The 21,482-nt window shown below is 54.7% G+C and carries 15 protein-coding genes; all 15 read left to right on the top strand.

What is annotated here, in order from left to right; genetic code table 11:
• Positions 1-122 precede the first annotated feature (122 nt).
• The 15 genes from K227x_RS21640 (at position 123) to K227x_RS21570 (ending at position 21,434) form a co-directional block, all read left to right on the top strand.
• On the top strand, positions 123-1,271 hold the full coding sequence (locus tag K227x_RS21640) for a glycosyltransferase (protein ID WP_145172836.1): 1,149 nt from the start codon (positions 123-125) through the stop codon (positions 1,269-1,271).
• A gap of 83 nt (positions 1,272-1,354) precedes the next feature.
• On the top strand, positions 1,355-2,116 hold the full coding sequence (locus K227x_RS21635) for a class I SAM-dependent methyltransferase (protein ID WP_218933431.1): 762 nt from the start codon (positions 1,355-1,357) through the stop codon (positions 2,114-2,116).
• A 21-nt stretch (positions 2,117-2,137) separates the two neighbouring features.
• Positions 2,138-3,490, top strand: coding sequence for an O-antigen ligase family protein (locus K227x_RS21630; protein ID WP_145172832.1), 1,353 nt, complete (start codon positions 2,138-2,140; stop codon positions 3,488-3,490).
• Positions 3,376-4,908 carry a glycosyltransferase gene (locus K227x_RS21625; protein ID WP_315854322.1) on the top strand — a complete coding sequence of 511 codons (1,533 nt, stop codon included), beginning with the start codon at positions 3,376-3,378 and terminating at the stop codon, positions 4,906-4,908. Before K227x_RS21630 ends, K227x_RS21625 begins: the two co-directional genes overlap by 115 nt.
• Positions 4,905-6,065, top strand: a complete 1,161-nt coding sequence (locus K227x_RS21620; protein ID WP_145172828.1) for a glycosyltransferase — start codon at positions 4,905-4,907, stop codon at positions 6,063-6,065. The genes K227x_RS21625 and K227x_RS21620 overlap by 4 nt, the downstream gene beginning before the upstream one ends.
• A gap of 194 nt (positions 6,066-6,259) precedes the next feature.
• On the top strand, positions 6,260-9,595 hold the full coding sequence (locus K227x_RS21615; protein WP_246146021.1) for a carbamoyltransferase N-terminal domain-containing protein: 3,336 nt from the start codon (positions 6,260-6,262) through the stop codon (positions 9,593-9,595).
• Between the two features lie 9 nt (positions 9,596-9,604).
• Positions 9,605-11,158, top strand: coding sequence for an MBOAT family O-acyltransferase (locus K227x_RS21610; protein WP_145172826.1), 1,554 nt, complete (start codon positions 9,605-9,607; stop codon positions 11,156-11,158).
• Positions 11,159-11,387: 229 nt separating this feature from the next.
• Positions 11,388-12,485 carry a hypothetical protein gene (locus tag K227x_RS21605; protein WP_145172824.1) on the top strand — a complete coding sequence of 366 codons (1,098 nt, stop codon included), beginning with the start codon at positions 11,388-11,390 and terminating at the stop codon, positions 12,483-12,485.
• A complete protein-coding gene (locus K227x_RS21600) occupies positions 12,485-13,654 on the top strand; it encodes a glycosyltransferase (RefSeq protein ID WP_145172822.1) in 1,170 nt (389 codons plus the stop codon). Before K227x_RS21605 ends, K227x_RS21600 begins: the two co-directional genes overlap by 1 nt.
• A gap of 213 nt (positions 13,655-13,867) precedes the next feature.
• Positions 13,868-15,040, top strand: coding sequence for a glycosyltransferase (locus tag K227x_RS21595; RefSeq protein ID WP_145172820.1), 1,173 nt, complete (start codon positions 13,868-13,870; stop codon positions 15,038-15,040).
• Entirely contained in the window at positions 15,037-16,770 is a 1,734-nt protein-coding gene (locus K227x_RS21590; RefSeq protein WP_145172817.1) for a polysaccharide lyase domain-containing protein, read from the top strand. The genes K227x_RS21595 and K227x_RS21590 overlap by 4 nt, the downstream gene beginning before the upstream one ends.
• A gap of 100 nt (positions 16,771-16,870) precedes the next feature.
• Positions 16,871-18,028: a glycosyltransferase family 2 protein gene (locus K227x_RS21585; protein ID WP_145172816.1), complete on the top strand. Its 1,158-nt coding sequence runs from the start codon at positions 16,871-16,873 to the stop codon at positions 18,026-18,028.
• Complete coding sequence (locus tag K227x_RS21580; RefSeq protein WP_145172813.1) at positions 18,025-19,194, top strand: glycosyltransferase family 2 protein; 1,170 nt, start codon at positions 18,025-18,027, stop codon at positions 19,192-19,194. Before K227x_RS21585 ends, K227x_RS21580 begins: the two co-directional genes overlap by 4 nt.
• Positions 19,194-19,955 carry a class I SAM-dependent methyltransferase gene (locus K227x_RS21575; protein WP_145172811.1) on the top strand — a complete coding sequence of 254 codons (762 nt, stop codon included), beginning with the start codon at positions 19,194-19,196 and terminating at the stop codon, positions 19,953-19,955. Before K227x_RS21580 ends, K227x_RS21575 begins: the two co-directional genes overlap by 1 nt.
• A 21-nt stretch (positions 19,956-19,976) precedes the next feature.
• Positions 19,977-21,434: a phenylacetate--CoA ligase family protein gene (locus tag K227x_RS21570; RefSeq protein WP_145172809.1), complete on the top strand. Its 1,458-nt coding sequence runs from the start codon at positions 19,977-19,979 to the stop codon at positions 21,432-21,434.
• Positions 21,435-21,482 lie beyond the last annotated feature (48 nt).

Raw genomic sequence — 21,482 nt, 5'->3', positions numbered from 1 at the left:
GTTTTTACGGGCTTAAGCATTGCTAGCGGTTCGCGATGTTTTCCTTGCCCTCAGATGCGTAAACGAATGCTGCGGAACAACTTAAGTTCTTTGCTCGCGAAATACTGACCGGGAACGCCTGATTGGGTATCAAACGCATTCATGTCGTTCTAGTGGTGCTTCGCTTAGATGTGGGCGGCATGGAGCGTTACATCGCGAATTTAGCGAATGGGCTCTCACGAGACCGGTTCCGCGTTAGCGTTATCTGCTTGGATGGTATCGGCGCGGCGCGACGCTGGATCACCGCGGATGATGTAGAACTGATCGAATTGGGACTGCGGTCCGGAAATAGCTGGCATGCTGTCACCGCGATAACCGATGTCCTGCAACGACTGCAGCCAGATATTGTCCATTCCCACAACTGGGCGACGCTGCTCGAAACCTATTTTGGCGCACGCCGCTATGGCGAGGCCATTCATGTCCATGGTGAACGGGGTACCGTATTGGGGTCAAATTCCTGCGGTCCGTTGAAACGAAAAATTCGAGCGGCAACGATGCGCTGGGCATGTCGTCGTATCGCACTTACCACGAACGCGTATTGTGTCGCCAAAAAGGTCACTGCGATTACACGCTCTGACTTGTCTCGCATTCACGTCATTCCGAACGGCTTGGATCCTCGCTACCCCAATGATCAGCTGCCCGAGATGAGGGCGTCGACTCGTCAGTCACTTGGCATCAGCAGGGATGAGCTGGTGTTTGGCAGCGTGGCGAGACTATCCACGGTCAAGAACCTGGAGCTGGCAATCCGTGCGTTAGCCGCAGCCCGTCCGACGATCAGCGAACCCGTTCACTTAGTCTTGGTGGGTGACGGCCCGTGCCTGGCAGAGCTAGAACAACTGGCAATGGCCCATGTTGATGCGGTCACTGTTCATCTACCGGGGCACCAGTGGGACCCATGGCCCTATCTGGCCGCGATGGATGTTTTTGTTAACTGCAGTCACAGCGAAGGCATGAGTCAATCGATGATTGAGGCGATGGCTGCTGGGCTGCCAGTGATCGCCACCGACGTGGGCGATGCGTTTGAAATGATTAGCCGGCCGGACGCTGCAGGCATCGTCGTCGCTCCCAACGATGAACTCGCCCTTACGCATGCGATGATCACAATGGCAAACGCGTCGATGCGACGCAGTTACGCTGCGTATGCCATGACTCGGCAACGCGACGTGTACTGCCTGCGGACGATGGTGCAGGGCTACGAGGAAATGTACACCACAATTGCAACAAAGAGTTAAGTTTTCGTTCTGAGCAATTTGCAACTGCGAACATCTCAATTGCAGACCACGCTCACTCGCCTCGAACAGACATGCAATCAATCATGCAAAAACAAACCACCGATGATTCGCTAAAGCGTCATCGACTGAAAGAACAGTTCCAGGCTGAAGACGGACATCAAAATCCGCCCGCTTATGAAAGTTACTTGAATCGACTATTTGGCGATCTTGAGTTACAGGGTCGCTCCGTTCTAGAAATCGGGAGCGGCCGTGGCCTGATCAGTTTACACTGCGGTCTTGCCGGTGCAGAAAAGGTGGTAAGTGTCGAACCCGAGATGGAGGGGTCGACGTCCGGCGTGATCGAAGCGCAAGCCCAGCGAATCAAATCACTTGGGCTCAAAAACGTTGACCTGCGTCGTGATAACTTCAACACGATGAATTTTGGCGGTGAGTCTTTCGACGTCATCGTGATGATCGCCGTTCTAAACCATCTCTACGAGACCCCGCTCAACGCAGCGCGGCATCAGGAGGTGTTCAACACCTACGTCAAGATTGCGAGCAAGCTGCACGGCCTACTGAACAAAGGCGGCGTCGTCATCGCGACCGATGCCTGTCGTTTATGCCTGTGGACGCAGTTGAGGCGACTCGGTTACCCTAGAAGTTGGTGTCTTACCCAACGAACGATCGATTGGCAGATCCATCAACAGCCCGCTGTTTGGGAAAGCATATTTAAAGAAGCGGGGTTCTCAAGATTCGAGGTCTCGTATCCCATACCCCATCGACTTAGAAAGTTCGGTGGTTTGGTTGGAACATCGCCCGTCAACTTTGTGTTGATGGGCGAGTTCATTTTTCATGCTTACAAGTAGCAGTACAGAGAACATGTTGGCATGAATTCGACTGCGTTACTTTGGTTGATGGTCTTTCTGGGACTGTCGCTTGCGTCACTTCGAAGGCCCATCTATGCCGGGCTGGGGCATTTGATGGTGTTTTACGCAAGCCCCGTATTTTGGTGGTTTGGCGGTGGACTACTCACTTCGCTGACGATGCGATGGAGCCTCGTCGCTGCGTTGATACTCGTAGTCGCTAATTTCATGACGTGGGCGGATCGCCCACAATTTGCCACGTCCGACCGAAAGTTTTTCTGGACTCTATTGGCAATCTCCGTCAACGCGTTTTTCGTCAACAGTTTTCTCGCAAACTATCCTCCAGAAAGTGCCCAAGTCTTCGATATACTCTGGAAGGGATGCCTTGCGACAGGATTGCTGTATCTGACTATCCGCAGCCAGCAAGATCTTGAACTGTTGCTATTTGGAATGGTTGCCGGATGTGGTTTCGTCGGCTATCAGGTTGTTCTCGCCGGCCAAGGAGCGATGGAGGGTGGACGCCTGGAGGGTATTCAGTTTCCCGGAGCTCAGGGCTCGAATGGAACCGCCGCTGTTTTGTCGATGGGGCTCGTCCTTGCCGGCTACTTTGTAATTGCCATGCGAGACAGACGCTTTGGCATCGCGTCACTAGTCTTCGCTCCCTTGATCCTGGAATCAATCCTCCGCTGCAATAGTCGCGGCGCATACCTTGGCCTAATCACTGCGGGGGTGACAATCGTTTTTATGTCTCGGGGGAAAACCCGCAAACGTGCGATTACGCTCTGTGTTCTCGGGATGGTAGCGATGTTGTTGCTGGCGAACGACCAAAACATCTGGAGTCGGTTTGGATCCATATTTGCCGATGCGGAAGAACGTGATAATTCAGCAGCCGAAAGATTGGATTATTGGGAAGCCGGTATAAAGATGATCGCCGACTATCCGCTGGGTTCCGGCGGTGAGGCAACTTTTACAAGTCCCCGCGGTCTTGAGTACATTGCTCATTTCAATCCTAACTTTCGCTCGGTTCACAACGGGCCCTTGGATATTGCGGGCGGATGGGGGATTCAAGGCCTAGCTTTACTGATGTCGATTCTGGCGTTTGCATGTTTCTCGGCTTGGCATACGTCGAAGCGTTACTTAGTGAGCGGCAATGAAACGCATGCTTTCCTGGGTTCGGTACTAATTTCTGTCATGGTTGGGCAACTCGTAACCTGCATGTTCACGAGTGTATTGGACGGCGAATGGTTTCTTTGGTTGGCAGCATGCTGTCTTGCCTACACTCGCCTGCACATCGCGTCTGTGGATGCCTCGACGATTCTTCAGACGGAAATGTCCGATTTGGACCCTCAGGACGTGGAGCCTTCAATAGTTCAATGACAAACAGTGAAAGCAATGGGCTGATCGTGGCGTTTAATTTCCCGCCATCGGCCACCGCTGGCGTGCATCGCACGCTTCGGTTCACCCGGTTCTTGGCCGATAGCAATTGGCATGTATCCGTTCTGACCTCTCTGCCGGATGAAGACTCTCGCCTGGACCTTGCTCTCGCTGACAAAATCCCCCATAGCACCGACGTGCTTCAAGTAGAACTGATTCGCCCGGAAGATGCGATGAAAGATCGAATTCGCAATCTGCGAAAGGCTGATCCGAGAAACGACTCCGCTTCAACATTGCGAAGTGCTAGGCAATCAGCGGGCTGCCCCGTCGAGTCAATTCCCACACAATCGCAAGGTCGTTTCGATCGTCTTAAATTGCCATTGGGTAAGCTACGCCGGCAGATGGTGGAACTGCTCTTCGCGATCCCAGACAATCGAGTAGGCTGGAAGAACGATGCCGTTTCGAAAGGACTTGAGATCGTCCATAAAAATAAAATATCTCTTGTTTATGCAACCGCGCCACCATTTTCGTCGTTGCTTGTCGGACGTGAAATTGCACGACAAGCTGGTATTCCGCTCGTTCTCGATTTTCGCGACCCCTGGACCCGCGTTCCCTGGGGACCACGCAACAAGTCTTGGCTCGCGAATCGATGGGTCGCAAGGTTGGAAGAAAAATGTGTGCGGGATGCTGCGGCCGTGATCCTGAACACGGACGAACTGGAACAAGACTTTGTAAAGCACTATTCAAATCTGCCGCGCGAGCGTTTCGTTACGATCCCCAACGGGTTCGACCCCGAAATACGGTCTCGAGTTGCGACCTACCTGGAGGAAGCGACATCGCTGCCTCAAGAGAATCGGCCATTCCGCCTGCTGCATCCGGGAAGTCTGTATCGCAATCGTGACCCGCGGCCGATTGTCGATGCCATCGCCAATCTAAAACAACGCAATGTGCAGGTCGTACTCGAGCAGGTCGGCTTCTGTGATCCCGGGTTTAATTTGCAAAACTACGCTCAGCAGCGAGGTGTGGCGGACCAGGTGGAAGTTCATCCTCCCGTCCCGCACGACCAAATGATGCGGCGCATGGCCGAAGTCGACGGGTTTGTTCTGTTGCAACCGGGCACCGCGCTGCAGGTTCCCGGCAAGCTGTTTGAAATGATACTTTTTCGAAAGCCCATTCTTGCGATCTGCGTGCCGGGAGCGGTCTCGAGGATCGTCAATGAATTCCAAATCGGAACCATCGCGGATGATGGGAACGTGGACAGCATCACAAAAGCCATCCTGCAAATGATCGGTCCTGATCGGTCGCAACCGCGATGGGACGACGTCGCCGCGGAGTTTGATGGAGAGCAACTGACCAGCAGACTGGCAGACGTTTTTGATCGGGTGTCCGCCAAGCCAGATTCGGCGAATTCACAACGATGAGCGAATCCATCACAACGGCGGAAGATGCCCCGATGGCTTTACGGGGCCGAACTCCCATTCGCTTCCTGCACGTGTTTCCTGGCTATGGTCGCGGCGGTGCGGAACTGCGTGTGACACGCACGATCAACGCCATGGGACCTGGCGGTGGGCATGCGGTCTTGTCCATCAACGGCCGGAACGGTGCTGCGGCGTTCCTCGACGAATCCGCCAAGGTCCCGGTAATTGCGGGGCCCCCGAAACGCGGCCCGCTGCGGTATCCGATCGATCTATGGCGGTGCATTCGTGCAATCAATCCGGCCGTGATATTGACCTACAATTGGGGTGCCACCGACGCGGTGCTGGCCGCAAAATTGGCTCGCTTCCGCCCTGTCATTCACAATGAGTGCGGATTGTCTGTCGACATCGATGGTAAGGGCGCTCGCCGCACGAAAATGCGACGTTGGCTACTGCCATCGTGTCACCGCGTCGTGGTGACATCGTTCACCCTCCGCGATCTTTGCCTGCGCAAATATGGCGTCAAGCAAGACCAGTTGGCGTTCATTAAAACCGGCGTGGATACGGCCAAGTTCGCTCCCGGCGAAAACGATGAACTTCGAATGCGGATCAAAGGTCCCGCAGACGGGGTCGTGTTTGCATACATTGGTTCCCTCCGCCCCAGCAAGAATATAACGATGTTGATCCGGGCGTTCGCACAGGGGCACCGGCCCGGTGATCGGCTGGCACTGTTCGGCGACGGACCTGAGCGGCAGTCACTCGAGTCGCTCGCGACCGAACTGGGAATCCACGACTCAGTCTACTTCCACGGTTATGCCGACCAGCCGCGATTTGCATTCCAAGCCGCTGACGTTTACGTAACGACCTCAAAATCAGAAGCGGCGTCCAACTCGCTCCTTGAGGCGATGGCGACGGGGTTGCCCGTGATCACAACCGACATCGCTGACAACCGTTTGATGTTGAGCCCGTCCAATACGGAGTTCGTTTTCTCTCATCAGGACGTCGATGGTTACGCCGCCGCCATTCGAGAGATGTCGATCAACGCCCAGCGTCGCCAAGACATCGGACGAAATAACCGCGATCATGTCTGCGAGCACTATCCAATTAGTCGCATGTTCTCAGAATACGCAGCATTGTGGAACAGTGCTGCTGACCTACGGTAGCGGAAGTCATCAATACTTCCGCTCGTCTGCCGATGGGGACAAAAATCTTGACCAGTTCCGCTACGGGCAGTTCTATTTCGGACACTCGCTGAGTGGCCCAGGCTCTCGTTTACACACCCATTGAATCGAAACACTTTTCAGCAATTGCTAAGCAAGATGCTGAACCGACTCAGTACTTAAATAGTTAGTTTTTCATGTTCCTACTCAAACAATCCACTCACCGCATGTTGATCCAGCATGACGAGCGGGTCGGACACCGTTTCGTTCCCAATCAGTTTGCTCGTTTGAGTAACGAAGCAGGTGGATATTTTGTCAAAACCAATTCCGCCGGTTTCCGCTCTGACCAGGAGTTTGTTACCCGGAGAGGTGATAAACCCAGAATTCTGATGTTCGGTGATTCCTACACCGCTGGCGATAATGTGTGCAACGCCGACCGCTATTCCGACCAGCTTGCCAAGCTGCTCGATTGCGAAGTTTTTAACTTCGGTGTTTCGGGCTCAGGCACCGATCAACACGCTCTGATTCATGAATCGTACGCGAAGGACATCGAAGCGGATGCCATCGTGATCTGTGTGCAAATTGATAGTTTTCACCGGATTCAAACCAGTCACCGACCATCGGTGGACCGCGTGACCGGAAAAAAAGTACGCGTCCCCAAACCCTATTTCGAACTGTCCAACGGTGAATTGGCATTGCACCAAGTTCCCGTGCCGATAGAGCGAGCGGAAGTCGAAGACGACGCAACGGCGCAGAATGGAAAACGCGACGACGATCTTCTCGCGAAGATTCATGATGTCTATTCGATGATTCCGGGCCTGAAACAGGTCCGCAAGTCAGCACTGTTTTCCGATGCAGGATCTCGTTTGATCACGGAATTCAAGCGCATGCGGGGACACCATCCCTACCCCGATATTCAGTCCGACGACACAAAGGGCTGGAAGCTGATGTCGGCGATACTTCGACGGTTCATTGATCAGGCTCAACCGCTGCCGGTGTTCATCTTTCCGATCCCGACCCGCGATTTCTATCTCGTGGGGATGGAGCCCATCTACCAACCGCTGTTCGAATCGATCGCCAATCCATCGGGATCGATCTATGTGGGCGACGTTTCCAGCACCCTGATCAAGTTGCCTTACGAGGAACGACTCAAACTCAGCTTCGAGCAGGGCGGGCATTTCACGCCCTATGCAAACCGATTGGTAGCCGAACAGATGGCTAGCTTCATTCGACCCCGATTGGACTGCTTGGCTGCGACTCTGACGAAGGCACCTGAGCAAGTTGAGAAGACACCCGCGGTGCACGTTGGCTCGTCCTCAGAGGCGATCCTCGGGATCAGTGCCTTCTACCATAACTCCGCTGCGGCGCTCATTCGCGATGGCGAGATTGTGGCTGCTGCCGAAGAAGAGCGATTCAGCCGCGTCAAGAACGATCGTCGGTTCCCCAACCAGGCAATCAATTTCTGCCTTGAACATGCCCAAGTGTCTCACAAGGATTTGAAGGCGGTCGCGTTTTACGATGATTCTTCACTCACGTTCGAGCGTATTCTCCATAGCCTGGCATCGACGGACCGCCAGAGTTCCCGAAAGATGTGGAGTCACATCGTTCCCGATTGGGCGCGGTACAAACTGCAGTTCCCACGCATCGTTCGAGAATCGTTGAACTATGAAGGTCTGATCCTGCAAGGCAATCATCACCGCTCGCATGCCGCGAGCTGCTACTACCCGTCTCCATTTGAATCTGCTGCGATCCTAACCATTGATGGCGTGGGCGAATGGGCCACAGCGTCCATTGGCAAGGGCAGCGGCGCAGATCTGGAAATCCTGCGGGAGATGAATTTTACTGATTCACTTGGATTGCTGTACTCGGCGTTTACGCACTTCACGGGTTTCAAAGTGAATTCAGGTGAGTACAAGATGATGGGCCTTGCGCCCTACGGCGAGCCCATCTACACGCAGACCATTCTCGACAATATCGTCGACATCAAGGACGACGGTTCGGTTGCGCTGAACATGGACTACTTCGCGTTCCTGCGTGACGTGAGTACGACTGCGGATAAGTTCGATGAACTATTCGGCGGACCCCGACGTGACCCCGAGAGCCGGATCACCCGCCGTGAAATGGACATCGCCCGTTCGATCCAAGAAGTTACAGAGATAGCGGTGATACGGATGGCCTCGCATGCTCGCGAGCTGACCGGTGAGAAAAACCTCTGCCTCGCCGGGGGTGTTGCTCTGAACTGCGTCGCCAATGGAAAGCTACTGCGGGAGGGGGTCTTTGACGACCTTTGGATTCAACCTGCCGCAGGCGATTCGGGTTGCGCTTTGGGCGTCGCGCTGGATACGTGGCACACGTATTTCGGGCAACCCCGTGGACCGCGTTCCGAGTTATCCGATCAAGGCGGGTCCTACCTAGGCCCTGGATTTTCCACGGACGAGATCAAATCATACCTGGACACACACGGCTATCCGTACGAGGAGTTGGCTGATGGCGAGCGTGAGAAAGTGTTGTCGTCGGCACTGGCCGACGGAAAGGTCGTTGGACATTTCTCGGGACGTCTGGAGTTTGGGCCTCGATCCTTGGGCGCACGATCGATCCTGGGTGACGTCCGAAATCGCGAAATGCAGACCACGCTGAACCTGAGGATCAAATACCGCGAATCGTTTCGCCCCTTTGCACCGGCAGTCCTGAAGGAACGAGCTTCTGATTACTTCGATCTCGATGGCGAGAGCCCCTACATGCTGCTGGTGGCGCCAGTACGCGAGGAACATCGGTTGCCGCCGGATCCATCAACGACGTTGGATGCGGAAGATTTGCTCCCCATTGTCCGCCAAGCTCGTTCGGACATTCCTGCCGTCACGCACGTTGACTATTCCGCTCGGATCCAAACGGTGCGACGGGAACACCACGCTGCGTTTTATGACTTGATCAAGCAGTTCGAGGCGGATACTGGCTACGGAATCCTGGTCAACACCTCGTTCAACGTTCGTGGTGAGCCGATCGTCTGCACTCCTTACGACGCATACCGATGTTTCATGCGGACGGAAATGGACGTTCTGGCGCTGGGCAATTTTGTTTTGCGGAAAGCCGATCAGCCGTCCTGGCCCGAGGGGAAAGGCGAGGGATTAGAGAACGAAGATGTCATGGCAGTTGCGGTTGAGAACAAAGATGACCCGTTGCACCGGCAAATTGATCGCATGTTCGACAAGGCCTTCTGGCCAGCGGTAGAGCAGTCAACACGTGCGGGCATGCCCACCATTCCGCAGCGAAAGGAGAGATTGGCCGACAGTCGGTGGGAGTCCGTTGACGATTCAGTGGAACGTGGGCGCTCGTTCGAATTCGATCCCGCGTTCCGTGCCGACCCATTGGATCCCGCGGCCCTGGCTGATGCGATCGCTGACCGCTGGCGATACGCATCGGATACAACGAAGTTTCGCGACGTTGTTCGTCAGATGCTGGAGATCGCAGCGAAATACCCGCTCGCCGAGGATCAGGATGCTGAACTTTCAGAGTCGGTCTACGTGATGTTTTGAGCATAGAGCGTGTTATTCAACTCTTATGAATTTATTTTCCTGCTGCTTCCAATCGCTCTGCTGGGCGATCGGTTGTTGGTGGGCAATTACCGCTACCGAGTCATTTGGCTGCTGGCGTGTTCGCTATTCTTCTATGCTTGGTGGAACCCGATCTATCTGCCGCTGCTGTTGTCCACGATTGGTTTCAACTATGTGATGGGCGAAAGGCTGCGATTACGCCCTACAAAGCCATTGCTATGGCTTGCCGTTTCAGCCAATCTTTGTTTGATTGGTTACTACAAGTACGCGGGCTTCTTCGTCGAGAACATAACGCACCTCACTGGCGCTGAGTCCAGCTTTATTGATGTCGCACTTCCGCTGGCGATCTCGTTCTTTACGTTCCAACAGATCGCATATTTGGCAGATTGTTACTCCGGAAAATCCCAGGCCTATGGACTTGGTGAATACGGCTTGTTTGTCAGTTTTTTTCCGCAACTGATTGCGGGGCCGATTGTCCATCACGCGGAGATCATGCCCCAGCTCCGCTCCACGACCCGCGGCACCGCTGGCGACATGTCCGTGGGAGCAACGATTTTCGCGTTGGGACTGTTTAAAAAGGCTGTGCTTGCGGACGGGGTAGCTCCGTACGCAAACGCCCTGTTTGATCATCCGGATGCTTGGCAATCGGCGACGTTTTTGCACGCATGGACAGGCGTGCTGGCGTACGGATTCCAAATCTACTTTGATTTCTCGGGTTACTCCGACATGGCAATCGGTGCGGCCCGGATGTTCGGCATCAAGCTTCCGCTTAATTTCTTCTCGCCTTACCGCGCCGAAACGATCAGTGATTTCTGGCGACGTTGGCACATCACGTTGTCGCGTTTTTTGCGAGATTACTTGTACATCCCTTTGGGTGGCAATCGCTACGGCGCTGCCGCTCGATACCGCAATCTATTGATCACGATGTTGCTCGGCGGACTCTGGCATGGTGCGGGTTGGACCTTTGTCTTGTGGGGGCTGCTGCATGGGATGTACTTGGTAATCCAGCAGCGGTGGAGCCAAGCAACATCGTCGTTTGGAGCGTGGAAGCGTGTGCTCGTTTATCGCTTCGCGGCATGTCTGGTCACCTACATCGCAGTTCATTTCGCCTGGGCCTATTTCCGAGCTTCGTCACTGGAATCCGCCAACCGCATCGTGTCGGCAATGGCAGGAAGAAACGGCATTTCGGTCCCCGATGCCATCGCCGCGCGCATCGGACTGACGGGAGCAACGATCGCCGACTATGGGATTGGATTGGACAGTAGCAGCGGGACGCAGTTCGTGTTTGCAGTGCTCTGGATCGTCGCTTTGGCGGCAATCGTTTGGCTGCTTCCGACGACCCAAGAGTTTCTGAGCCGGCTCGAGCCGGCCTGGGAGTATTCCAATGCGTCCAAGACGAAAGCGTTACCGGAGGCCGGTTTTGGTGTATCACTGCCACTACGGTGGCGACCCACAGCTTTTTGGTCCGTAGTGATCAGCGTTATCGCTGGGGCGGGAATTCTGTCACTGGCCGAAGTTTCGGAATTTCTTTACTTTCAGTTCTAAGGATCGGTACGGTATTATTCGTAATATGCATCTAAACTCCGAACATGGCGACGAGTTCGAAACTGCGACGCAGTTCAGTCAATACACCCGTCGCATGTTCGCCTGCGTTATTGGCATGCTGGTCTGCGTCGCTGCCATCGACGTGTGGATCGATCCCTACCTACGCTTTGGGACGTCCCGGATCGTGGGTTGGAGTGTGTTGAAACCACAAGCGATCCGGAAGGTCCGGATGGCCAAAGCCTACGGGGTTGAGCGTGATGATTACGAAACCTTGTTCCTCGGCAATTCACGCGTCGATATTGGCCTGGATCCTCGAAGTGATGCGATTCCCCCACAATTTCGGCCCGCCTATAACCTTGGCCAACCAGGTTCGGGGTCGGAACTCGCGCTGCGATATTTTGAGCATGCGCTGTCCACGTCTTCGCCAACGACAGTTGTGTTGGGTGTTGATTTCCTGAATTTTTTGAGAGCACCAGGACTTCAATCGAGTGAAGACGGCGATGGCTCGGGAGACAGCGGAACCGATTCGTCGGTTTACAACCGACTCAGCTCGGTTGACGACGGGAGCGGATGGGATTGGAATCGGACATCGCAAAGAGCTAACGACATATGCGCTGCCGCGCTTTCACTCTCTGCACTCCAAGACTCGTTGTTGACGGTCCTGGCCCAAGGTAACTCCAATGCCGCCGATATTTCCACGCAGGGTTTCAATTCCGGTGCGGCCTTTCGGACACTGATTCACAATGAGGGTCAGGCCGCATTGTTCCGGCAAAAAAATGAGGAATATGCTAAGAAGTGCGCTGATCGCGTAGCGCCGCCATTGGAACAGTCCGACGAACTAACCGCGATCGAAGACTTACTGTCACTGGCAACCAGCCGAAACATCCGGATCCTCGTGTTCATCCATCCCTACCACGCCGATGTCTTACGAATTTTTGAAACGAGTGGGCATTGGGGTGATTTTGAAGAGTGGAAAGTCGAACTCAGCGAAATCTGCGATAGGCCTGGAGTTCAGCTCTGGGATTTTGCCTCGTTCAACCCATATTCAACCGAAACGCCACCTGCGGCCGGTGACAAGAAAACCGTCATGAAATGGTACTGGGAATCGGGTCATTACCGGCAAGCGCTGGGTGATCAAATGTTCGTGAGAATGCTGAACCAGGACGCTGCGAGCCAAGGAGACCGCGGTGAGTGGGGAACTGCGATTACGCCAACGAACATTCAGCAGCAATTAAATTTGCAGCGAAAAGCGCGGGCCGACTATCAACCGTCGAAAGGCGTGGGGCGTCGCAGCTCGGCCAAACGAGATATGCCGGTGGAGAACTGATGAATCCGCCGTCGAATATTCTCAGCGTTTGCACCAATCTACCGAGTCGCCGAGATCCTCTGCTCGGGCTATTCGTCCATCGGCGGCTGGAAAAGATGGCTGAACTCGCCAACGTGCGGGCGCTCTGCCCGCAACCTTGGTTCCCCTTCATTCGCCCTCGCTTCGCTGATCAACCACTCACTGGTTCCCAGCTGCCGGTGGATTTTGAAGACATGTTCTACTTGCCCGGCGTTGCCAAACGGATCGATGGGCGTTGGCTGCAACGCTGTGTTGAGAAATGGCTAGATGGAATGGACGATTCGGTTTCGTCCAACGCGGTCATTGACGCTCATTTCGGATACCCCGAGGGCGTTGGTTGCTACCTGGCAGCAAAGCAGCGCGGCTTGCCTTGCTTCATCACCATGCGTGGACTCGAAATCGACCGTTTTCGGATCCCCAGCGTCAAGCCTCAGCTAGTCGAAGCGCTATCGCATTGCGCTGGCGTTATCGCGGTGAGCGAATCACTGCGTAACGCTGCTGTCGATGCCGGCGTACCCAAGAGCAACATTGCCGTCATTGCAAACGGGATTGACGGGGACCTCTTTCATCCAGGCGATCGTGAGGCAGCGAGAATGGAACTCGACCAACCGCTTGATGGACCTCTGATCGTTTGCGTCGCGAATCTCAAGGCGGTCAAAGGGCACGAGGTGCTTTTAAAAGCGTTCGCCGCGTTGCCGCGAGACTTGGGAGCACGACTGGTGCTGATCGGATCCGCCAGTGATGTCAGCGCCGTGCAGCAAATCGACCTGCTCATCGCGTCGTTAGGGTGTGAAGATCTGGTCTTCAAGATCGGAGCGAGACCGCCGGACGAAGTTGCAGTCTGGCTGCAAGCCGCTAATGTGTTCGCACTGGCAAGCCATCGCGAAGGCTGTTGCAATGCGGTACTGGAGGCGTTGGCGACGGGAACTCCGGTTGTCGCCACGTCCGTCGGCAGCAATCCGCAAGAGATCCGAGACGCAATTGAAGGTTACGTTGTTTCACCGGGTGACCACCAGGCCTTTGCAGTCGCGTTAGAAAAATCCCTTGAAAAAGACTGGGACGCCAGCCAAATTTCCAGTCGCATGGATGGTCGCACTTGGTCCGGGGTCGCTAATAGCGTCTTGCAGTTCATGAGTTCTCGCAATGGCTGATCGCTCTCGACTTAAAAACCTAACGCAAGCTCGACTTGCACGCCGCATGAACAACTCGGTCGTAGCCTCGGGCAACAGCCAGCGATTCACAGCATTCGGCGGCGATGCCGATGACTGTAAAACAAGCGAAAACTTCCGTTATTGTCTAAGGCCTAGTTTTTCGGCTCTGTGTTTCCCACATCGGCGAATTTCACCGCTCGCATTCCAAAAAGCATGAAAATCATTTACCACCACCGCACACGGGGTGACGGCGCCGAGGGCGTGCACATCAACGAGATGATCGGTGCATTTCGGGAACTTGAGCACGAAGTCGAGATATGTTGTCCACGTGTAGCGAACCGCCCCGCTGGCCTTAAATTGGGAATGACTGGGATTTCGTCTAAAGACTCCCAGGGCCTGTTAGGGTGGTGCAGGATTGCAGTCCGTCAAATATTCGAAATTGCATACAACCTGATTTCGACACCCCGTCTCTTGACTGCGACGCTGCGAATTCGTCCGCAACTGCTTTACGAGCGTTACTCCTGCTACCACATTGCGGGCCCACTCGTTTCTCGCGTATTGGGAGTCCCGATCGTCCTGGAAGTGAATTCCACCTATGCCGGGCGTTTTAACCGAAGAAGATTAGCATTTCCGTTCATTTGCAAAGCAATTGAAAAGTGGGCCTTCCGTAACAGCACACTAATTGCAGTAGTGTCATCGCCACTGCGACAATGCGTACTGGACCGCACCGAAGAAAAGGTCCCGGTCTTGATTACCCCGAACGCAATTAACGAACGTGTGATCCGAAGTCTTGAGTCTGATCCAGTCGCGAACCGAGCGACTCTAGGAATTGGCGACTCCGATATTGTGATTGGCTTTGTTGGATCGCTCCGGCGGTGGCACGGCGTTGATATGTTGACACGAAAGATCCCCTACATTCTTTCGCAAGTCCCTCATTCAGTTTTTTTGATAGTGGGGTCGGGAGAGCTTGAATCTTCACTAAATGCAGTCAAGTTGAGACAGGGCATCGGAAGCAGGCTGGTGCTGACTGGAGGTGTCGACCACGACAAGGTCAATGCATTGATAGATGCAATGGACATTGGCCTTATGCCCCACTCCAATGACTGGGGATCGCCCATGAAAATACTTGAATACATGGCACTAGGCAAACTATGCATTGCTCCCCGGCTACCTCCAATTGAAGAAATCCTTTGCGACAATGAAACCGGATTGCTCTTTGAGGCAGGCGATGACGATGCTTTCGCCGGTGCAATCGTCTACGCATGCGAAAATGCTGAACGGCGAAAACGCATCGGCAAAACTGCCCGCGAATTTGTGCTAGCGCAGCGAAAGTGGACGGATAATGCCCGAATGATACTTACAAGACTGAGCGAAATCAAGAAATGAAACTTTACCAGGCATTGCTACTACTCACAGCGGTCGTGTCCGCAATGGCGAGTTTACTATTGCAATCTCCTAGCAAGTCTCTGGCGACTGATTTGCACTTTGCTCTGGAAAAGAGCATTCCAAATTCGAGCGAAGGCGTGAGTCCGAAACTGCATTTCTCCGACCTCACCCATGCTGCCAAAACGGGATGGTCTGCAAGTGACCCCAAGCGGGGTGCGGCAATTACGGTCTGGGGAAGCGGTTTCGAAAAAACTAGAGGCGACAGTTACATTACTGTTAACGGAATTAAGTTGACCATGGACGCTGATTACGCGGAATGGAATGCAGATTCCTATGACGTGTTCTTCCTGAAGAGAATTACTTTCTGGCTCAGAGGTGAGTGCGAGAATGGAGTCGGTTCAATCACGGTAACGGTTGGAGGCAAAACTTCTGAGGAGCTTCCTTTCAGCATTATCAGCGGAAGAATTTGCTTTGTCGATGCAGATGCGCAGTCGCCCGGCGATGGCTCCTTCGAAGCTCCCTGGGCAAGCCCGAACGTGGCTGTGAAGTCGCTGGAACCGGGGGATGTCCTGTATTTCCGCGAAACCGCATCTCCGTATAACAAGAAGTTTTTTACGGGCAAGCAGAATTTTTATCTTACGAGAGGAAACTCGAAGGACGGACTTGCTGACGCTCCAATCGCTCTCGTTTCTTTCCCTGGCGAAGTCGCGACCATTGACACCAGGGTGAGTGAAGGCGAATCCCCCTTAGCCGGGAATTTCGTATTGGCAAGAAATTACTGGACCATCTCAAAGTTTCGTCTAAGAGCATCGAAGACCTGCTTGTTTCTTGGCTCTAATGATGGCGAGCGAGGACATGGGATTCGTGCCGTTGGAAACGACTGCGTGGGATGCCAAGAGTTTGGTAGTGGGACTGCTCCGATCGCTACCTTCGGAAGCAACATGTCGGTACTAGGCAACAGCTCGCATGGCGGGAGAACCAACAATAAACTTGATCACGCAATATATATTTCAGGCAACCCATCGGTCGTCAAAGGAGTCGAACTGGGCTGGAATTACGCATACGACAACGATTATGCGGAGGGGCCAATGCTAGTAGTTAACCACCAAGGCAATCGAATCCCGCCCGGCCGGTCATGCAAACAACATGACATCCACCACAACCTAATTGACTGCACTTTGTTTGCTGGTCGCGGCATAGGCATCTATTCAATGTCGTGGGATCAACAACAGGGTGAAACAGAGCCTGATCGAGCCTTCGTTTTCAACAATATAGTCTTAGGTGCGGGCTGGAAAAACTCGCCTAGCGCGGCTGCAATTTACTGCCTGAATGGAAAAGCTTCAATATTCCACAACACTTTGGTGAATTGTGTGGAGAACGCTATCACAGTCGGTGGTGAAGACGTGCTTTCGGTCGAAATCGAAAACAATATCCTCCACGTGGCGGATGGCTCAGGCTACATCTATCTTGTCCCTGGCAGCAAGTCACTAGTGATCAAAAACAACCTTTATTATGGACTGGGGGCCGGCCCCTCCGTTGACGACCAGCGCATTGAGGCGGCACCTAGTTTAAATCGACATCTAATCCCGACTGTCGATGGCCCTGAAGTTAACGCGAGCAGCGCAAACACGGGCGTTCGGACAGATTTTTGGGGTAAGCCTAGAACAACCGGAAGTGCTGCTGATATTGGCGCCTGCGAGTATGACGCAGATACTCGTTTGGCGAATTAATGAACTGTCCACAAAGTACAAACGTGAACACAAAGCTCGCGTGCAGATCCAGACAAATCCGAATGACTAATTTTTACATTCCTGCGGATCGTCGTTGCTCGTGATTGCTCTTCAAATTGTATTTTGGTTGGCAGCGCTGGCGGTTGCAATTCCGCTCGTGTTGTATCCCGTTGGCTTGTTTGCGATGTCTCGACTGCGCAGCCGATGCGCGGCTGGGCATGCGACTCCCACCGCAACGTTGGTGATCAGTGCCTTCAATGAGGAGGATGTCATCCGGCAAAAGCTGGAAAACTCGCTGGCGCTGGACTATCCAAGCGAGCTGCTCGAGATCCTCGTGATCTCGGACGGTTCGGAAGACCGGACGGATGAAATTGTGGCGGGGTTTACGGACCCTCGCGTGCAACTTCGCCGGCAAGACCCTCGGCTCGGCAAGTCCGCTGGGTTGTCTCGCTATTGCCCCGAAGCCAACGGTGAGATTCTCGTCTTTACCGATGCCAATTCCATGTTTCAGCCGGATGCGCTGAGCAAGCTGCTGCGACACTTTGATGATCCGCGGGTGGGCTACTCCGTGGGCCGACAAAGCTACACCGACGGCGACCAGTCGTCTTCGTCCGATTCAGAGAATCTGTATTGGTCGATGGAGTTGTTGATGAAGGCGTGGGAGAGCCGATTGAGCAGCGTCGTCGGCGCTGATGGTGCGATCTATGCCCTCCGCAGGGAACTGTTCGAGCCGCTTAGCGCGGAGGATATCAACGATTTCCTGTTGCCCTTGAAGGTCGTCGCCAAGGGGTACCGCGGGGTGTTTGACCACGAGGCGGTTTGCTTCGAAGACGCCGCGCCCGATTTTAGCGGAGAGTTCCGCCGCAAACGACGGATTGTCAATCGCAGCATGCGGGCTGTTTGGAAGGTGCCATCCACGCTGAATCCATTCCGCGTGGGCTGGTTCGCGCCGCAGTTGCTGGCACATAAGGTTTTGCGCTGGCTGTGCCCGCTTTTTCTGCTGCTGATGTTGGTCAGTGCGGCGGTGCTGGCGGGGAACGAATGGGCCAGTGGTGACTTGGGCTGGATCTATACCGGGCTGCTATTCCTGCAGTTGCTCGGATACGGGTTGGCACTTGCGTACGTGATTCCATTCTTTCGTCGCGTTCGTTTGGTGTACGTTGCGTACTATTTTTTGCTAGTGAATGTGGCTTCGGCGATGGGACTGGCGCTACTGGCCTCAGGCCACGCCATCGGTGTTTGGAAGCCAGAGCGATGATTCAACTGCTGTTCTGGGTAGCATTGGCACTGCTGCTGCACACCTACGTGATCTACCCCGTGTTGGCGATGCTAGTGCCACGGCGCGGCGCAGCATTGTCCTGCGATGCCCGCCCCCCGGTCAGCATCCTGGTGGCTGCGCACAATGAAGACACGGTGATCGGGCCGAAGATCGAGAATTTTTTTGCCCTGGATTATCCTGCGGACAAACTTGAACTGATCATTTTCGACGACGGCAGCGTTGACGCGACGGCGGAAACCGCGCGACGGATAACGGACGCCCGCGTCCGCGTGATCGGCTGCGAGGTCCGTGGTGGAAAAGCAGCGGCGGTCAACCAGATGGTCACCGAGGCCGCCTACCCGACGCTACTGTTGACCGACGCGAATGTGTCACTGCGAACCGATGCGGTTCAGCAATTGGTCAAACACTTTCGCGATGAAAAAGTGGGTGCCGTCACTGGCGCCGTCCGGCTGATCGGCAGCGATCAGCAATTTCGCTCGGGCGAATCGTTGTACTACCGGCTAGAACGCCGGATCCAACGAGCGGAATCGCAGCTCAGTAGCGTGATGGGCGTTGACGGCGGCATGTACGCCCTCCGCCGCGAACTGTTCCAGCCGATTCCCACCGATACCATCCTGGACGACTTCCTAATTTCGATGAACGTACTACGTGCGTCGCGACGGATTGTTTACGAGCCTACCGCGACTGCGTCAGAGACCGGAACGCCCTCGTCTCGACAAGAATTCCACCGGCGTGTCCGGATCGCAGCGGGGGCCGTCCAACTGCTGCGACGTGGCAACGTGCCGCGTTGGAACCAGTGCGCGATCTGGTTCCAGTTCATCTCTCACAAACTGCTTCGGTGGATCTCGCCGCTCCTGATCACCATTCTGCTTGGCTGTAGCATCTTGTTGGCCCGGGACAGTCTGATGTATTCGGAAACGCTACTATCGCTGGGGATTCTCATCGGCGGAATGCTGCTGGCGCTGGTCGTCCCGCGTCTGCGTTCAACTGCACTGGACGGCATATTTTTCTATTTCGGTTTGAGCCAAATTGCGATGGCATGGGGGATTCTGCGGGGCGTTTTGAATCGTCAGCCGCCTCAGTGGGAAAAGGCTCGGCGAGTTGAAGGAGATGTAAGTCGCAAAATGACGGGGACCGAAAGGTGATGCTGGATCTCTGTGACGCCGTTTCCTATCATTTTTTGCGTCGTTGTTTCCCCGGCAAGCGTCAGGTGTCCAATTCGCGTGGCGCTCACTTGACCGGTTATCCGGAGCGGCTGAAAAATATCATTGGCGACCGTCGATGGCAATCGCTTAAGTCACAAATGGTTGTTGACTTTGGTTGTGGCCATGGTGACGGGGCGATCCATTTGGCCTCGGAAGGCTTCACCAACGTTGCGGGAATCGACATCCGTGAATGCGTCCTTGACGATGCCCGCCAACGAGCGGTCGAGGCAGGGTTTGCCGATCGCTGTCATTTTGCAACCAGTTTGCCAGAGACGCGCGCCGATGTCGTCATTTCAATGGATGCGTTCGAGCACTTCGCAGATCCTGCGGGAGTCCTGCAATCAATGTCCAATTTGCTCGATCCCGGTGGTCAAGTAATCGTCTCCTTTGGTCCCACTTGGTATCATCCCCGCGGTGGACATCTTTTCGCCCCGTTTCCTTGGGCACACCTGGTATTTTCGGAATCCGCTCTCTGTCAATGGCGGCGAGACTTCCGCGATGATGGTGCCATGAGATTCGCGGAGGTGGACGGTGGTTTGAACCAAATGACGATCGCAAGATTTGAGCGAATCGTAGAAGACAGCCCGTTCAAAGTTGAATGGATGATCGCTCGCCCGATCGATGCGGTCCGCTGGCTCCATCATCGATGGACACGAGAGTTTCTGACTTCCATCGTTGATTGCGTCCTTGTCAAACGATAGCCCTGTCAAACGATAAGCACTATGCGTCTGTCCTCACTCTATGGTCGAGCTTTCCAAGCCATTGGCTTGCCGCTGATGCTTGCCCCGACGCGGAGCAAAACCATATCTTTGGCTCGCCGCATCCGCAGGCAACAGAGATGGCCTACCGCTCGAATTCAGGAATATCAACTGAATCGGTTGACTGAATTGCTGCAGTTGGCTGAACGTGAGTCGCCGTTTTATCGTCAACGCTGGCGGGAGAGAGACGTTTCCCCATCACAATTTACCTGTCTGCAGGACCTACAACGCTTTCCTGTCACCAGCAAAGGCGACCTGGAAACTCATTTCCCCGACGGATTCGCGACCGAGAGTCGGCGCAGCAAGGACTGGCAGTACGTGGGAACCCGGGGCACGACTCGCCGAGTCATGGTCATTCATGATTTTCAGCGACGTGATCACGAACGGGCTGCGATCATGGTCGCGATGACCGAGGACAGCCCTTATCGATTTGGGACTCGCGAGATCTCAATCCCGCCAGATGCCTGTAGTGTGCACTGTGGGATTGAGAGTGACCGGGCCGATTCGGTATCCCAACAGCTATTTTCGCTCGCCAGTCGGCGCGTCGCATGGAATCGGTCATCGATCAGCGACCTGCGCGGATTGGTGATGGATACATGGATTTGCCCGAAAACGGTCTTACCGCCCCTCCGGCTCGAAGGTGCTGATGACGAGCTGCGAGAATGCGTCGCGGCTCTTCGTCGTCTTCGACCCCTGCAGTTTACCGCGCTGCCGGAATACCTTCGTGCGATCGCCGGCTACATTCACCGAACGGGTGACCTTCCGCCGCCGATCCCGATTGTCCGACCGATGGGAGCAAATTTCCCTCGCTCCTGGCGCGAGAATGTCGAATCCGCCTTTCGGGGCGTGCTGCGAGAGCACTACGGAAGCCGTGAAATGGGGCCGATGGCGTTCGATTGCCGCGTCGCAGACGGGATGCACCTGCTGATGAGCCAGCACGTGATCGAAGTCGTCGATACGGACGACCAGGCAGTGCCTGCTGGCGAACTAGGCAGAGTGTTGGTCACCGACCTGCATAACCATGCGATGCCGATCATCCGGTACGACATCGGCGACCTGGCCAGAATCGCTTCGGAGCCCTGTCCTTGCGGCCGCAATACCATGCAAATCCAACTGGAGGGCCGCGTCGATGATGCTCTGCAGACCTCTGCCGGAACGGTTTTGAGCGCGGAAGTGATCTCGAACTTTTTTTCGGCGTTGCCCGAGATACAGGATTTCCAGCTGTCTGAAAATCAGGCGGGCAAATGGACCCTGCGGGTCGTGCCCGCCGCCAACGCCACTGTCAACGAAGACGAACTGGCTGCACGATTCCAGGCCTGGGCGGGAGACACGCGACGCATCTCGGTGCGCACTGCCGATGCGATTCAACCCGAATCATCGGGCAAGTTCCGGCACAGTAAGCGACGGCCATCGCGTTGCTAAGATCGCGCGGGACAAGAGTCTGCTTCCTTTCTGATGTGTCCCTCATTG

The sequence above is a fragment of the Rubripirellula lacrimiformis genome (assembly GCF_007741535.1).
Taxonomy (GTDB): Bacteria; Planctomycetota; Planctomycetia; order Pirellulales; family Pirellulaceae; genus Rubripirellula; species Rubripirellula lacrimiformis.
Note: the sequence above shows the minus strand (reverse complement) of the source record. Positions and strands in the feature narration are given on the sequence as shown.

Bases quoted from the DNA above. Each gene is read 5' to 3' on its own strand.
- K227x_RS21595 (WP_145172820.1), top strand. From the start codon at position 13,868: ATGAAAATCATTTACCACCACCGCACACGGGGTGACGGCGCCGAGGGC.
- K227x_RS21575 (WP_145172811.1), top strand. From the start codon at position 19,194: ATGCTGGATCTCTGTGACGCCGTTTCCTATCATTTTTTGCGTCGTTGT.
- K227x_RS21625 (WP_315854322.1), top strand. From the start codon at position 3,376: ATGCTGTCTTGCCTACACTCGCCTGCACATCGCGTCTGTGGATGCCTC.
- K227x_RS21605 (WP_145172824.1), top strand. From the start codon at position 11,388: ATGGCCAAAGCCTACGGGGTTGAGCGTGATGATTACGAAACCTTGTTC.
- K227x_RS21635 (WP_218933431.1), top strand. From the start codon at position 1,355: ATGCAAAAACAAACCACCGATGATTCGCTAAAGCGTCATCGACTGAAA.
- K227x_RS21590 (WP_145172817.1), top strand. From the start codon at position 15,037: ATGAAACTTTACCAGGCATTGCTACTACTCACAGCGGTCGTGTCCGCA.
- K227x_RS21615 (WP_246146021.1), top strand. From the start codon at position 6,260: ATGTTCCTACTCAAACAATCCACTCACCGCATGTTGATCCAGCATGAC.
- K227x_RS21600 (WP_145172822.1), top strand. From the start codon at position 12,485: ATGAATCCGCCGTCGAATATTCTCAGCGTTTGCACCAATCTACCGAGT.
- K227x_RS21580 (WP_145172813.1), top strand. From the start codon at position 18,025: ATGATTCAACTGCTGTTCTGGGTAGCATTGGCACTGCTGCTGCACACC.
- K227x_RS21570 (WP_145172809.1), top strand. From the start codon at position 19,977: ATGCGTCTGTCCTCACTCTATGGTCGAGCTTTCCAAGCCATTGGCTTG.
- K227x_RS21630 (WP_145172832.1), top strand. From the start codon at position 2,138: ATGAATTCGACTGCGTTACTTTGGTTGATGGTCTTTCTGGGACTGTCG.
- K227x_RS21620 (WP_145172828.1), top strand. From the start codon at position 4,905: ATGAGCGAATCCATCACAACGGCGGAAGATGCCCCGATGGCTTTACGG.